This is a genomic window from Vibrio aquimaris (genome assembly GCF_009363415.1).
In the GTDB taxonomy this organism is placed as follows: Bacteria; Pseudomonadota; Gammaproteobacteria; order Enterobacterales; family Vibrionaceae; genus Vibrio; species Vibrio aquimaris.
This window is the reverse complement of record NZ_CP045350.1, coordinates 2,896,920-2,912,073: the sequence shown is the minus strand read 5'-3', so window position 1 is coordinate 2,912,073 and position 15,154 is coordinate 2,896,920. Positions and strand designations below refer to the sequence as shown.

The 15,154-nt window shown below is 43.2% G+C and carries 12 protein-coding genes; 2 read left to right on the top strand and 10 right to left on the bottom strand.

Going from position 1 to position 15,154, the window contains the following annotated elements:
- Positions 1 to 9 precede the first annotated feature (9 nt).
- The 5 genes from accB to FIV01_RS13435 all read right to left on the bottom strand — a co-directional run bounded on the left by accB (position 10) and on the right by FIV01_RS13435 (position 5,999).
- Positions 10 to 471, bottom strand: a complete 462-nt coding sequence (gene accB / locus FIV01_RS13455) for an acetyl-CoA carboxylase biotin carboxyl carrier protein (protein WP_152431432.1) — start codon at positions 469 to 471, stop codon at positions 10 to 12.
- 66 nt (positions 472 to 537) lie between these two features.
- Entirely contained in the window at positions 538 to 987 is a 450-nt protein-coding gene (gene aroQ / locus FIV01_RS13450) for a type II 3-dehydroquinate dehydratase (RefSeq protein ID WP_152431430.1), read from the bottom strand.
- A 364-nt stretch (positions 988 to 1,351) separates the two neighbouring features.
- Positions 1,352 to 3,301, bottom strand: a complete 1,950-nt coding sequence (gene acs / locus FIV01_RS13445; protein ID WP_152431428.1) for an acetate--CoA ligase — start codon at positions 3,299 to 3,301, stop codon at positions 1,352 to 1,354.
- Between the two features lie 215 nt (positions 3,302 to 3,516).
- The gene (locus tag FIV01_RS13440; RefSeq protein WP_152431427.1) at positions 3,517 to 4,170 is read right to left on the bottom strand and encodes a 3'-5' exonuclease; all 654 of its coding nucleotides are present in this window, start codon (positions 4,168 to 4,170) and stop codon (positions 3,517 to 3,519) included.
- 2 nt (positions 4,171 to 4,172) lie between these two features.
- A complete protein-coding gene (locus FIV01_RS13435; protein WP_152431426.1) occupies positions 4,173 to 5,999 on the bottom strand; it encodes a DUF294 nucleotidyltransferase-like domain-containing protein in 1,827 nt (608 codons plus the stop codon).
- A gap of 175 nt (positions 6,000 to 6,174) precedes the next feature.
- On the opposite strand from FIV01_RS13435, the gene FIV01_RS13430 reads away from it, so the two are divergent.
- Positions 6,175 to 7,350 (top strand): 3-phenylpropionate MFS transporter, encoded by a 1,176-nt coding sequence (locus tag FIV01_RS13430; RefSeq protein WP_152431425.1) that lies wholly within the window; start codon positions 6,175 to 6,177, stop codon positions 7,348 to 7,350.
- A gap of 109 nt (positions 7,351 to 7,459) precedes the next feature.
- A complete protein-coding gene (locus FIV01_RS13425; protein WP_152431423.1) occupies positions 7,460 to 10,903 on the top strand; it encodes a PAS domain-containing hybrid sensor histidine kinase/response regulator in 3,444 nt (1,147 codons plus the stop codon).
- Positions 10,904 to 10,913: 10 nt separating this feature from the next.
- Here FIV01_RS13425 and FIV01_RS13420 read toward each other — a convergent pair whose 3' ends face one another.
- The 5 genes from FIV01_RS13420 to FIV01_RS13400 form a co-directional block, all read right to left on the bottom strand.
- Positions 10,914 to 11,396: a hypothetical protein gene (locus tag FIV01_RS13420; protein ID WP_152431420.1), complete on the bottom strand. Its 483-nt coding sequence runs from the start codon at positions 11,394 to 11,396 to the stop codon at positions 10,914 to 10,916.
- A 96-nt stretch (positions 11,397 to 11,492) separates the two neighbouring features.
- Positions 11,493 to 13,220, bottom strand: coding sequence for a sodium:solute symporter family protein (locus tag FIV01_RS13415; RefSeq protein WP_152431419.1), 1,728 nt, complete (start codon positions 13,218 to 13,220; stop codon positions 11,493 to 11,495).
- A 12-nt stretch (positions 13,221 to 13,232) separates the two neighbouring features.
- On the bottom strand, positions 13,233 to 13,496 hold the full coding sequence (locus FIV01_RS13410; RefSeq protein WP_152431417.1) for a DUF4212 domain-containing protein: 264 nt from the start codon (positions 13,494 to 13,496) through the stop codon (positions 13,233 to 13,235).
- A 211-nt stretch (positions 13,497 to 13,707) separates the two neighbouring features.
- Positions 13,708 to 14,334, bottom strand: coding sequence for a MarC family protein (locus FIV01_RS13405; RefSeq protein ID WP_152431415.1), 627 nt, complete (start codon positions 14,332 to 14,334; stop codon positions 13,708 to 13,710).
- A 102-nt stretch (positions 14,335 to 14,436) separates the two neighbouring features.
- Positions 14,437 to 15,072, bottom strand: coding sequence for a response regulator (locus FIV01_RS13400; RefSeq protein ID WP_152431413.1), 636 nt, complete (start codon positions 15,070 to 15,072; stop codon positions 14,437 to 14,439).
- Between the last annotated feature and the right edge of the window lie 82 nt (positions 15,073 to 15,154).

The window sequence follows — 15,154 nt, the reverse complement described above, 5'->3', positions numbered from 1 at the left end:
CAGCCTCTATTATTCGATAACAACAAGTGGTTGGTCGAACTCAACGGGTTGACCGTCTTCAACTAGGATAGCAGTGACAACACCTGACTTATCAGCTTCGATTTGGTTCATCATCTTCATTGCTTCGACGATACAAAGTGTTTCACCTGCTGATACAGATTGACCAACTTCAATAAACGATTTCGCATCAGGACTTGGAGCTCGGTAGAAAGTACCGACCATTGGAGAAAGCACTTTGTGTCCCGCTGGTACTGAGTTGGTTTCAGCTGGCGCTGAAACTTCTGCAGGTGCAGCTACTGCTGGAGCGGCTGCTGGAGCAGCAACCGGTGCAGGTGCTGCGTATTGCACAGGCGCAGGTGCCACACCGTTACGACTAATGCGTACCGACTCTTCACCTTCAGAGATTTCCAGCTCAGCAATGCCAGATTCTTCAACTAATTCGATAAGTTTTTTGATTTTACGGATATCCATCTTTTCTTTCTCTTTTATCTTGTGAATAAGACAGCTCGGAAGAACTGCAGAGTATGTTCATGTGAGTTACTTGATTTGCAGCGCGCTTATCGCGGCAGACAAAGCAAACTCATAGCCCTGTGCACCCAAGCCACAAATGACGCCTTGCGCTTTATCTGATAGATAAGAATGGTGGCGAAATGGTTCTCTCGCGTGCACATTGGACAAATGTACTTCAATGTATGGGATTGAAACGCCAAGTAGGGCATCCCTTAGTGCGACACTAGTATGTGTAAAAGCAGCAGGATTGATTATAATGAAATCCACCTTGTCGGCAGACTCATGGATTTTCTCAATCAACTCGTATTCGCGGTTTGATTGTAGGTGATCCAGCTCGATGCCAGCGCTTTGAGCTTGCTTGGCTAATCTGTCGGTAATTTGTGCTAGAGTTTGAGAGCCATAGTGGTTTGGCTCGCGCAACCCCAATAGGTTCAAATTCGGACCATTTAAGACAAGTATGCATGATTTGGTTGTCATTGTGCTGCTATCTTCCTACTTCATGAGATAAACTGGAATTTTCCCATATTATTGTCGACTCAGCATGAGAAAATTGTAAAATTTTATACTTAGTCGCCAAAATAGACACAGATTATAGCTAATTCATTACATTTAGCAGCAAATTACTGGTCTAATCTCCTATTTATCGTTTCCAAAACTGTTATTAAGCTAACAGTTTTGGCTATTTTGATTGAGGTTTTGATGGAATAGGTGGAGTCAAAAGAATAAAAAGCCGCCACATTTGTGACGGCATTATCTTATTTAAATGTATTTCTATACAAATAGTTAAGTTATGTCTGTAGGGCTTTATAACCGGCGCTTTACTGACATATAACTAGCATGTTTATGAAAGTTTCGCCTTTTCGGCAATCAGTTTATCAACAACACTAGGGTCTGCTAGCGTCGATGTATCACCTAAGTTATTTGTATCTCCAGTGGCGATTTTTCTTAGGATGCGCCGCATAATTTTACCTGAGCGAGTCTTAGGTAAAGAATCGGTCCAGTGCAGCACATCTGGAGTAGCAATGGGTCCTATTTCTTTTCGAACCCAGTCTTTGACTTCCTTATGTAGTTCTGCACTTGGAAACTCACCATCATTTAAAGTGATATAAGCGTATATAGCTTGGCCCTTGATGTCATGAGGAATACCTACAATAGCGGCTTCCGCAATTTTATCGAATGCGACAAGCGCTGATTCGATTTCTGCTGTTCCCATTCTATGGCCAGACACGTTGAGGACATCATCCACACGGCCCGTAATCCAGTAGTACCCATCTTCATCGCGCCGAGCACCATCGCCGGTAAAGTACATGCCTTTGAAAGTTGAGAAGTAGGTTTGTTCAAAGCGTTCGTGATCTCCATAGACGGTACGCATCTGACCTGGCCATGAGTCAAGGATGACAAGATTTCCCTCTGCTGCGCCATCGACTAGATTCCCCATGTTATCGACTAGGGCTGGTTGTACGCCAAAGAATGGCCGAGTCGCGGAGCCAGGTTTGAGCTCAGTCGCTCCGGGTAATGGTGTAATCAGAATGCCGCCAGTTTCGGTTTGCCACCAAGTGTCGACAATGGGAGACTGAGTATTACCAATAGTTCGGTAGTACCATTCCCATGCTTCAGGGTTTATCGGCTCACCGACTGATCCCATAATTCTAAGGCTAGTACGTGACGTATCTTTTATCGCTTCGTCGCCTTTAGCCATTAGTGCTCGTATGGCTGTTGGAGCTGTGTAAAGAATATTAACTTGATGCTTGTCGACGACTTGGCTCATTCGATTGGTATCTGGATAATTTGGGACCCCTTCAAATAAAATTGTTTTGGCCCCGTTGGCGAGTGGTCCGTAAATAAGGTAGGTGTGGCCAGTGATCCAACCCACATCAGCGGTACACCAGAAGGTTTCTCCTGGCTGGTAATCAAATACATATTTAAATGTCATCGTGGCGTAAACCAAATACCCCCCAGTTGTATGCAGTACACCTTTAGGTTTTCCTGTTGAACCTGAGGTGTAAAGAATAAACAAAGGATCTTCGGCGTTCATTTCTTCTGGCGGGCAATGATCAGACACAGATGCAATTGCTTCATGCCACCAAACATCGCGTTGTGGATGCCAATCAACGTCTCCACCAGTTCTGTTTAGCACCAATACTTTTTCGATGGTTTTTACTTTCGGATTGGCTAATGCTTGATCAACATTTTTCTTAAGTGGTACAGGTCTTCCACCACGTATACCCTCGTCAGCGGTAACGATGACCTTAGCGTCTGAATCAATGATCCGCCCAGACAATGCCTCTGGTGAGAAACCACCAAATACAACCGTATGAACTGCGCCAATTCGAGTGCAAGCCAGCATAGCAATAGCAGCCTCAGGTACCATTGGCATATATAGGCAGACGACGTCTCCTTTCTTTACTCCTTGTGCTTTTAGAGCGTTAGAGAATCGGCATACTTGCTGGTGGAGTTGTTTGAATGTGAGGGATTGATCTTCAGCAGGGTTGTCACCTTCCCAAATAATAGCAACATCATCACCTCGTTTAGCTAAATGTCGATCAATACAGTTGGCTGATACATTAAGAGTTCCATCCTCGAACCAGCGAATATCTACGTGGCCTGTATCAAAGGAAGTGCTTTTTACTTGGCTAAATGGTTTTATCCAATCAATGATTTTGCCATGCTCTGACCAAAAAGTTTCTGGGTTCGAGACGGACTGCTGATACATAGAAAGGTAAGTGTTGTTATCCGCATGGGTATTGTTTTTAATATTTTCTTTAACCGGATAAATGTGGGCTTCACTCATGATTTGTCTCCTTGTACTCATTTCGCTGGGAAGTGAGTCAATATCCTTTAAAATACTGCTACTTTATTTGCCAATCACTTTATCTATCACTTTCTAGCACTTGCGCTGATTCGACAATTAGACTTTAGGATGAGAAATTAAGACCCGCCTTTATAAGTTGAAGCCTTGTATTGCTATTTTCAATCTGAATGGAGAAATTATCACCAGTATATGGTTTAGGTGCGCTGGGAGTGATTTTCCCTTCTGCTCGGAACGCTCAAGCTTGGTAAGCTGCCCCTTTTAAGTCGCACAAATACAATCGCTGCACATATAGCATCTTGCAGAGCATCATGTTTGTTGTCGGTGGGAATGTCTAGATGGTTACATATTGCTTCCAAGCTCAGGTCAAAATAGGCGTTAGGTAGGTGTTTAACCAGCATATCGTAATAGAGCTCACTCACTTCAATGATGGGGTTAGGCATAGGGAAACCTAAGTGACGCTTGCAGGCAATATCGAGTATCTTTTTGTCATATCGAATGTGATAGCCTACCAGAGGCTTATTACCAACAAACTCGAGTAACTGGGTAATGGCTTGTTTTTCATTAAGACCGTCTTCGAGATCTGAGTGGCGTATCTGGTGTATTTTTATTGAGTTTGCGTTTAATGATTTTGGGGCCTTGAGCTTAATATGAAATGATTGACTGGTGAGAATTTGGTTATCGATAATTTCAGCCGCAGCTATGGTAATAATCTCAGCGGTGTTTGGATTTAAGCCGGTAGTCTCACAATCTATTGCGACATACCTTCCTTTGTGTACATAAGAGAATAGCGGCCGATAGGGTGAGCCTTTTAGTTTGTAGTACCAATAGCAACGTTGTAGCCAGTTCATATTCACTCTCTAATCTGATAATGGAAAACCAGAAACTGCTTAAACTTTTTAACCACATGGAGACTATGGCGCAGTAAATCACGTTCAGCTCTATCCAGGCCTTCCCATGTTATTTGGTTATGAGTGTGCTGTTGGTCTAGCTGTTGGTGCAAGCGCAGCTTGAACATCAATTTTAATGCTTCGGTTAAATTCTCAGCCGTATCAGGCTCTAGAATTTTTTTGTTGCTGAGTTGCGTAATGCGCGCAAAGGTATTGTTTGAGGTCAGTCCATATTCGAGTGTCAGAGCTCTGATGCCATGAATGATAGGAAAAATGCCTCCCGCTTTTATATCGATACCTTGTTTGCCATATTTGACCTTGCCTAACAAAGTCAAAGGTAGAGAAAATTGTACCGCAGGTTGAGTAAAGCTCTGTAAAGACAGCATGTTATTTTTCATTACCTGTTTTAGGTGGCTGCGAACTGGACTGAGGAGCTTAAGATTTCCAGCAATCGCATGAGCATCGGTAAATATGGCCAAGTTCATGATGTCATCGCCTGATCTCGCCAATGCCCAATTGCTGAGGGTCTCTTGCCATTCGGCTTGGCTTTTAACCCAGTCAGGGTTATTCACCATTACCTTACCTGGACATAATGGGTAACCCAGTTGATGCAGTGTATGGGTGAGTTTTTCCATAATTTGGCAGCATTCAGGCCAAACCACCCCGTCTTTAATGATCAGCGCATTATCTTGATCTGTTTTGAGTATTTGTTCCCCACGGCCTTCTGAACCTAGCACAACTAGGCAGCATTGTTTGTGCATTTTGGGCGGCACAACTAACTCAAACGCTTTTTCAATGATTTGTTCATTGACCGCCGACATCAGCTCCATTATGAAGCGAATATGGATCCCGTGTGCAAACAGTCCATCGACTAATTGCCGTTGACGAAGTGAAGTGGTGGCGAGTTCGTCAATACTTGTAGCTCTGGCAATGCTTAAGGTTAAGACGTGGGAATGGGTTGAAAATGCGCTGAGAATTTGAGTCATATCAAGCATGCCGATAGGCTCTTTTCCATCGACCACCATAATCCGTTTAAAACGGTGCCTTGTCATCTTTATCATGGCATTAAACAAGAACTCCCCTTGATGTATTTGCAATACAGGGTAGCTTGCTATGGAGGTGATTGGGGTGTTGTGAGACAGCTCTTCAAGTATAACGGCGTGCAACATGTCGGTTCTGGTTATAATGGCAAACGGCAGTGAGTGCTCTTCACTTTCTAATCGGTGGTCGTCGTCATTTAATCTTATCAATGCAGCATCACAGCCAGAGTCTTTGAGGATCAGGGTGGCTTCCTGAATCGAGCTGTCACAGCTAAGTATTAAAGGAGGGTGACATAAATTAGTATCGACTCTGTTGAGGATGAATTCAGCTAAGTTTTGTTGCTTGTGGGCGGTGTCTACTAGTTCTTGGCGTTTGGCTAAATTATTGTTGAAATAGGCAGCGAATTGACCATTCTGGTCATACAAATCAATAAATACAGAACGAGGTAAAAGGTAGACTAGGGTGTCTTCTAAAGAAACATAATCGTGGCGAACCTTTTGTTCGAATAATGCGCGCACATCAAAAAGGTCATCATGGGTATAATGAGCGAAAACTTCCCTGCCATCCTCATCTCTTTCTTCAACTATGCCCTTGATAATAATATGTAAGTATTGGCTGTCTTGGTTAGTTTTGAGTACATGTTGATTATGACGAAAATAGGCGATATCTATACTGCTTAGTAATGTGTTTTTCTGACTTTCTTCCAGACAATCAAAGGGCGGCAATTTGAGATTGAAGTGAGCAGGCATAAAAACCCCAACTCAGAAAAGAAGACATGAATACAGTTTGACAAATTTGTTGTGTGTCGCCAGACGACTTTGGTCGAATACAAATAAATGGGCCTTACGGTTAAAAACTTTCCTTTTATTGGCCTGATAAATAAGGATAATATCGCATCAGTTTTCATATGCATTCGAGTTGGACATGCTAACCACTTCTCCCTTTCATTGGACATCTCAGTACTTCATTGGTTTTTTCTTTGCCTATGGTGTGTATCTGCCTTTTTGGGCATTGTGGTTTGAAGATCAAGGAATTTCAGCCACAGATATAGGTTTGTTAGTTGGTATTGGCTTTGCTACCCGCTGTGTCGCCAACATGGTCATTACGCCACGGATTCACAAGGTGGAGCAGCTCATGCCTGCTTTGCGCTGGTTAAGTATTGCTGCGCTTCTATTTGTGATGTTTCATTTTCTCGCGACAACGAGCTTTTGGTTGATGGCTCTTGCGACTGTGCTCTTCAATCTATGTTTTGGCCCCATAGTGCCGCTTTCCGATGCAATGGCGAATTACTACGCACGGATAAAAATGATTGATTATGGTCGAACGCGTCTTTGGGGATCGGTATCTTTTATTATTGGTTCGACAGTGGTGGGGTATCTGGCTGCTGAATTTGGCAGTGAGATGATTTTGTATACCGCTGCTGCAGGTATGTTATGCGCTATTCTGTTTTCTATGCGTCGTATCCAACCTATGCCGAAAACGGTAGAAAAAGAAGCAACCCATCGCCCTAAACTAGGAGACATGCTCAAAGATGTCTCTGTGATTAAATTTTTGACCTTAGTTGCTCTTATTCAAGGAAGTCATGCTGCTTATTATGGTTTTAGTGCTATTTATTGGAAAGAAGTGGGACATGCTGAAGATACAATAGGGTATCTTTGGAGCTTAGGTGTGGTTGCTGAAGTTGCCGTGTTTGCTTTTAGTAAGAGGTTGTTTACTGGTTGGTCACTGAGAACCCTCTTTGTATTAGCTTCAGTTGGTGTCACTGTTAGGTGGGGTCTAACCGCTTCAACGACGGCGCTCTCAGCTCTTATTTTAATTCAGTTACTGCATGGGGTGACTTTTGGTGTTGCCCATATTGCTGCCATCCAATACATTCAACATTCTGATGTTAATAGAATTGTTGCCTTGCAAGCGCTCTATAATGCTATTCCTTTAGGGGCAGTAATTGCTTTGTTGACAGCCTTGTGTGGTTGGGGGTACGAGTCTTGGGGGGCGAATGTATTTTGGATTATGGCGCTCATGGGGATTGCCGCGTTATTTATCCATGTAGAGCCTATTCGTAGTCAGCCTTCTATTATTGATACCGAAACGCAGAATTGAAAACAATAATTTGAGTTAAGTCGTGACTCGGCGTTAAATAAAACCTCTCTTTACCGGAGAGGTTTTTTAATTTGGCGATGAAACGAGTGGAATTGAATAGGGAAACCAGATGCAAGATTGGCAAGTGATTACAGTATCATTAATGTATTTGGGGTTGCTCTTTGTTATTGCTTGGTACGGTGATAGGGCCCCCAATTGGCTATCTCGCTGGCGTGCTTTGATTTACAGTATGTCGATCACTGTATATTGCACTTCTTGGATTTTTTATGGCACTGTTGGTCAAGCGAGCATAAACCCATGGTCGTTTATACCTCTGTACCTTGCTCCAATTATAGTTTTTACCTTGTGTTGGCGAATACTAGCTCGGCTTTTGGTTACAGCGAAGCGAGAAAACATTACCTCAATTGCCGATTTTATTGCCGCACGTTATGGCAAATCACAAGGACTCGCAGTGGCGGTGACATTAATAGCTGTTCTGGGTGTTTTACCTTATATCGCTTTACAGCTACGAGCTATCACCATGGGGCTAGAACTGGTATCACCTGAGTTATTTAGCGCTGTTACAACACAGGGGATTGATATCTCGTGGTTTGTCATGACAGCTCTAGCGGTCTTTACGATTTTGTTTGGTACTCGTTACGTTGATAGTACTGAGCATCATAGAGGGATGATGAAAGCGATTGCCTTTGAATCGGTGATAAAGTTATTTTCCTTCCTCATTGTGGGTGGTTTTATTGTCTACCTTACTCTTCAACGTGCAGATATTGAATTGTTGTCGATTGCACATAGCACTTATCGCTCTCCCAATATTGCGACCCTTGTCATTCATACCTTGTTGACTATGATGGCGATATTATGTCTACCGCGCCAGTTTCACACATTAGTGGTCGAAAATGAACATGCCAAAGATTTAAGAACTGTGCGTTGGATTTTTCCTATCTATTTGCTTCTGATGGCGATGTTTGTATTACCTATTGCTTGGGTTGGTCAGGAAGTTTTAAGTGGTGTTAGCCCAGATACTTATATGATCAGTTTACCTATGGCATTAGGCGCTGAACAGATAGCTTTAATTGCTTTCTTGGGAGGGACTTCAGCCGCTTGTGGAATGGTGATTGTCTCAACCATTGCCCTAGCTATCATGATGTCGAATGATCTCGTTATGCCAATGTTATTGCGAGGGACTAAGCTGGCGCAACGCAAACACCGCCACTTTTCTAAGTTACTGTTGAGAATCCGACGTTGCCTGATAGTAGTTCTTCTGATTGGTGCATGGGGCTTTTATCATGTACTCGGCAATGTTCACTCGCTGGCGACGATTGGTTTTTTGTCATTTGCTGCTGTCGCTCAGTTCACCCCCGCAATATTGGGTGGCATGTATTGGAGAAAAGGGAATCGCAAGGGCGTATATAGTGGCCTTGGTGTGGGATTTTCCATTTGGTTTGTTACGCTTTTAAACCAGATGTCTCAATATGACACCAATCAGTTTTTTGCATGGGTAATGACACCTCCTGAACTTCTTAAACCTTTAAATATTGAGAATGTTGATTGGGGCATGACATTGAGTTTGCTGCTAAATGCAGTTTGTTATTTGCTTGTGTCTTTATTTACCCGAACTAGCATCAGTGAGCGACTGCAATCGGGTTCTTTTATTGGTCTTCCAGCGACGGAAAGTGACAACTTAAGTCTTTATCAAAGTAGAGTGACGGTTGGTGAACTTGAAATGTTGGCGGCTCGTTTTGTAGGAATAGGGCGTGTTCGCGCCGCTTATGAACAATTTGCGCAAACCCACAACCAGCATCTTATCTCTGGGCATCAGGCGTCACCCAGTTTGATACGTCATACGGAGAGAGTTCTAGCCGGCGTGTTTGGTGCCGCCTCAGCTAAATTGGTGCTGACTTCTGCGTTGCAAGGTCGCAATATGCAGCTGGAAGAAGTGGCAACGATAGTAGATGAAGCATCGGAGCTATATGATTTTAGTCGTGGTCTTCTCCAAGGCGCTATTGAACATATAGGTCAAGGTATTGCAGTGGTTGATAAGCAACTAAGGCTAGTTGCATGGAATAATCGTTATCTAGAACTTTTTAGTTTCCCTAAAGGTTTTATCCAAGTTGGTAGGCCAATCGCAGATGTCGTTCGTCATAATGCCGAACAAGGCTTATGTGGCCCAGGTGATCCAGAAGATCATGTCCGTCGCCGTCTACATCATCTACATAGAGGTACCCAGCATACTTCCTCAAGAGTTCGGCCTGATGGAAAAGTCATTGAGGTTCAAGGAAACCCAATGCCAGGTGGTGGGTTTGTGATGAGCTTTTCTGACATTACGGTTTTTCGTGAGGCAGAACGATCGCTTAAGGAAGTAAATGAAAGCCTCGAAGAGCGTGTTTTGCAAAGAACTCAAGAACTAGAGCAATTAAATAAATGTTTGGTTACAGCAACAAAGCGTTCTGAACTTGAGTCTCAATCTAAATCACGATTTCTTGCTGCCGTAAGTCATGACTTGATGCAACCACTTAACGCTGCACGTTTGTTTGCATCTTCGTTATCAGAAACAGCCCAAGAAAAGGAAACCCAGCGTTTATCTCAGCATATAGAAACCGCCTTAGAAGCTGCTGAAGATCTGATTGGTGATTTGCTTGATATCTCACGCTTGGAGTCTGGTAAGCTTGAAGTCTATCCTCATATGTTTGCCGTGAGTGATGTGTTGTCAAATCTCAACGCTGAATTTAGCGCCTTGGCTAGGTGTCAAGGTATCGATTTTCAAATGGTGCATAGTAAACTCGTCGTATCATCTGATCCAAAATTACTTCGTCGAGTCGTACAAAATTTCTTAACTAATGCTTTTCGATATAACCCCAAAGGTAAGGTTGTTTTGGGTGTTAGACGCGTTGGAGAAAAAGCCAGAATAGAAGTGTGGGACAATGGCGTTGGTATTGAGCCAGAGAAACAGCAGGAGATATTCGAGGAATTCAATCGAGGCGACCAAGCACGTACAGATCATGGTCTTGGGCTAGGTTTAGCAATATCTAAAGGGATTGCACACGTTTTGGGACATCAAATTTCTATGCGCTCTTGGCCTGGCAGAGGAAGTGTTTTCTCGATTACTCTTGAGCGTGGAAAACAAGCTGCCAAGTTGACGCCCTCAACTCAGACAAAGCTTGATGTTACCTTGGGTCGAATTAAAGTGCTTTGCGTTGATAATGAGCCAGATATTTTGCTAGGTATGGAGAGCTTATTAGAGCGTTGGGGGGGGGATGTGCGTACGGCGACGGATATCTTCTCAAGCCTAAAGTGTCTTGAGCAAGGCTGGAGACCTGATGTGATCCTCTCTGATTATCGGCTTGATAATGATCGAACTGGGTTAGAGTTGTTGCAGCAATTTAGATTAAGATTAGGTCAGCGATTTGATGGGATCATTATTAGTGCAGACAGAGCTGATGACATGATGGAAGGCGTTCGTTCCAATGGCTTTTACTTTATTCCCAAACCGGTTAAGCCGCTAAAACTCAGAAGTTTGTTAAATCGGATAGGTAAAAAAGAGCAAGCCATGGCTTGAGTATCGTGTTTTAATCGGTGAACAGCGTTTCGTATTTTACGAACGCAGTTTGAGTTTCTCCGTAGTATAGGGAGCCACCAAATTGCACTACTACTCTTAACCAGCTCTGAGAAGAATTGGGTTTAGGCAAGCTGATGTGCCAGCTTTTCCCTGCTTGATCTAACGGTTTCATGTCTGTGGGAGGCGTATTTTGTGTTTGGCTATCTGCGATGGACAACTTTACACCTTCAATTGCATATTCAGTACGTAATGAAAGTTCCAGCTGATCATCTCCTATCTTCTCTGAGCGTATTTTAATTTTAAAATCACCATTTTCCATATTGCAAAGCCCGCTGGTATATCGGCAGTTAGACTGACTGACCATTTTGTAACTCTGTCCTTTAATCGCAGGCTGTGGTTTTTCACTCACTGCAATATCAGTCGCAAGGTAAGCAATAATAGACAAAATCGGCGCAATAAGTAGAGCAGCAATGAAATGCTTGTTTGTTAACATCTTAGTATCCAATTGATGCAGATAAACTCACAGTAACTGAAATTTTTGTAGGGGGAAAGCCTCTCTACAGTAGATGGTAGAGAGGCAAGTTAACGACTAATGATCGACAGCTTGGCCTGCGCCAGTTGGTACACGGACGTGTTCCACTAAGTCTTTTACTTCTTGTGGTGTTTCAGCCGTGACTTTGGAGACAATGAAAGCAACGACAAAATTAAACACAGCACCTATCGCACCAAAAGCGTTAGGCTCGATACCTAAGAACCAGTTGCTGCCCCAACTCTGCAAGTATTTCCAGTCAGCAATGAATAGAATACCTTTGTGTTGGAAAACATAAAATAGGGTTATGGTAATACCCGCAATCATGCCTGCTATTGCACCCTCTTTATTAATATTTTTGCTGAAAATGCCCATCATGAGTGCAGGGAAGATCGAAGAGGCGGCCAAACCAAAGGCCAGTGCTACGGTCCCTGCGGCAAAACCAGGTGGATTGAGGCCCAAATATCCTGCAACGGCAATGGCGATAGCCATGGAAATCCGACTTGCCAATAGCTCTGTCTTTTCGGATATATTGGGGTTAATCACACCCTTGATTAAGTCGTGTGAGATGGCTGATGAGATTGCGAGCAGTAGTCCTGCGGCAGTAGAGAGAGCAGCAGCAAGTCCGCCAGCAGCGACAAGTGCAATGACCCAGTTAGGCAGCTTGGCGATTTCTGGGTTGGCGAGAACCATGATATCGCGATCTACCTTCAGTTCATTGGTTTCTGCACTAGGGGTATATTGTATTTTTCCATCCCCATTTTTGTCTTCAAAACCCAATAGTCCGGTTTTTTCCCAGTTTTTAAACCAATCCGGCCGCTCATCATAGGCAAGATTTTGTCCAGGTGCTGGGTTGACTGTATCCATTAAGTTTAGTCTTGCCATCGCTGATACAGCAGGGGCTGTGGTATATAAAATGGCGATAAATACTAATGCCCAGCCAGCCGATGAGCGGGCGTCTCTTACTTTAGGTACCGTAAAGAAGCGAATAATAACGTGCGGTAAACCAGCTGTCCCTATCATCAAAGACATGGTGTAGACGAACATATTCAAAGTGTCGCCTCTAACTTGGGTCGTGTACTCACTAAATCCCAATTCAGTCACCACTTGGTCAAGGCGATCAAGCAGGTACACATCACTACCAGCCATCGTACTGCCGAGACCTATTTGAGGGATAGGGTTACCTGTCAATTGAAGCGAAATGAATATTGCTGGTATTGTATATGCAAGAATCAAAACGCAATATTGGGCAATTTGTGTGTAGGTGATACCTTTCATTCCACCCATAACAGCGTAGATAAATACGATACACATACCAACGAACAATCCCGTTGAATAGTCCACCTCGAGAAATCGTCCGAAGGCAACACCCACACCTTTCATCTGCCCAATAACATAAGTAACAGACGCTATGATGAGACAGATGACAGCAACAATACGTGCAGTATTTGAATAGAAGCGCTCACCTACAAATTCAGGCACGGTAAATTTACCAAATTTGCGTAAATAGGGTGCGAGTAAAAGTGCAAGTAAGACATAACCCCCGGTCCACCCCATTAGAAATACTGACCCGCCGTAGCCCATAAATGCGATCAAGCCAGCCATTGAAATAAAGGAAGCTGCCGACATCCAGTCTGCTGCTGTTGCCATGCCGTTTGCGATTGGGTTGACACCGCCACCTGCGACATAGAACTCTTTTGTTGAGCCTGCGCGTGCCCATATGGCTATACCAATATAAAGAATAAAAGTGGCGCCAACGATCAAATAAGTCGTAGTTTTCAGATCCATTTCCGTCGCTCCCTACTCGTCGACATTAAATTCACGATCGATTTGTCGCATTTTCCATGCATAGAAAAAGATAATAGCGAGGAACGAATAGATGGAGCCCTGTTGAGCAAACCAGAATCCCAACTTATACCCACCGATCTGAAATTGATTGAGTTGGTCGACAACTAAAATCCCGCAACCAAATGAAACAGAAAACCAGATAACCATTAAGGTAATCATGAGCTTTACGTTCTTATTCCAATAGGCTTTGGCTCTTTCCTGACTTTCAAATGCCATTGCCGCCTCCTTACGATTGGTTGTAAATAAAATGTTTCATTAATTACCTTACCAAGCGTCAGTTAGAAGCGCTTTTCAACTTTAGTATTGTTGAGATATACAAAAAACGCCTGTAAAACAGGCGCTTGTTTAGAAGTTAGCTTGAATTTAAGCGTTTTTAACTAAAAAATTAGACCAAAGTCTAATAGCCGCTTAAAAATATTTTTGATAGCTAGCCGAGGTAAAAGTCTTTTATTCCTAACAGTAAGTTGTTAAGCGCAACTGCTGCAAGGATTAATCCCATAACTCGGCTGATGATCGCCGCTCCGACATTTCCTATCCACTTTTGGATATGAGTTGCTCCTAGCAAGAGGATTAAAGTTATCAATAATACGCCAATCATGACAGCGGCAGTGACTAACTGATCGGCTGCTGAGTATCTATGATTATCAGTCAGCATCACTATAGCCATCATAGCGCCAGGAGATGCAATCGAGGGTATGGCTAGTGGGTAAACAGCGAGATCTGCCAAGTCTGAGTGACTGGCTTCCTCTGATATTTTCGTTTCTTGTTCCGGTTTAGACTCGCCGAATATCATAGTCAATGCAAATAGCAGTAAAACGAGTCCTCCGGCAGCTTGGAAAGCTGGTAAAGGAATTTGCATTGCGTCGAGAAGCAGTTGTCCAACAAGCAAGAAAAAGAGTAGCACTCCAGCCGAAATACCTACCGCTTTCAGTGCGACTAATCGACGTTGTTTTGCTGAAAGATGTTGGGTTTGAGATAGATAAACTGGTACAGAGCCTACAGGGTCTATAACAGCCCAGAGCACAACAAATTGAGTGAATAATACGCTAAGCAATATTTTGACTCCCAGAGTTGGTTAAACAGAGGGATGAACACATCGATTCGTTAATCGATGAAAGTATCTTAGCAGATAAATAACATCAATAGTGAAAAAACGTTAAGAATATTCATATTCTCGCTGTTGGAGCAAAATAACGGCTTGAGTTCGATTTTTTACATTTAACTTGCGAAATATAGCCGTCATATGGGCTTTTATCGTTGCTTCAGAGACATTAAGCTCATAGGCTATTTGCTTGTTTAGTAGTCCGTCAGATAACATTGTAAGGACTCTATATTGTTGTGGAGTTAAAGCTGCTATTTTTTCAGTTAACTCGTCATTAATCTGGTGTGTGGTTGCATATTCAGGAAAAAAAGGCTCTCCGTTTAGTACTTGGGTTAAAGCCTTGATGAGTTCACGCATATCGCTCGATTTGGGGATAAAACCGAACGCGCCATGGCTTCTGACTTGTGTGACAACGGAAGGCTCTTCACTGGCAGAAATGACCACGATTGGTAAATCTGGGTATTCTGCGCGCAGTTGTATTAACCCTGATAGACCATTGGTGCCGGGCATCTTGAGATCTAATAGCAGTAAATCAGGCTCTTGTTCTTTGCTCAAAACCGTGAGTAAGCCGTTAAGCGAGTCAGCTTCGATCAAATTAGCACCACTTATTGCCATGTGTACTGACTGAAACAGTGCATTACGAAATAGCGGATGATCGTCAGCGATGATAATGGTGTAAGTTGAATCCATGGTATTGAATCGTATCAATTAAAGGTTGGCTTAATAAGATTATTGTCGGCTTTAAGGACGTGAACAATCTCCATGCATAAAA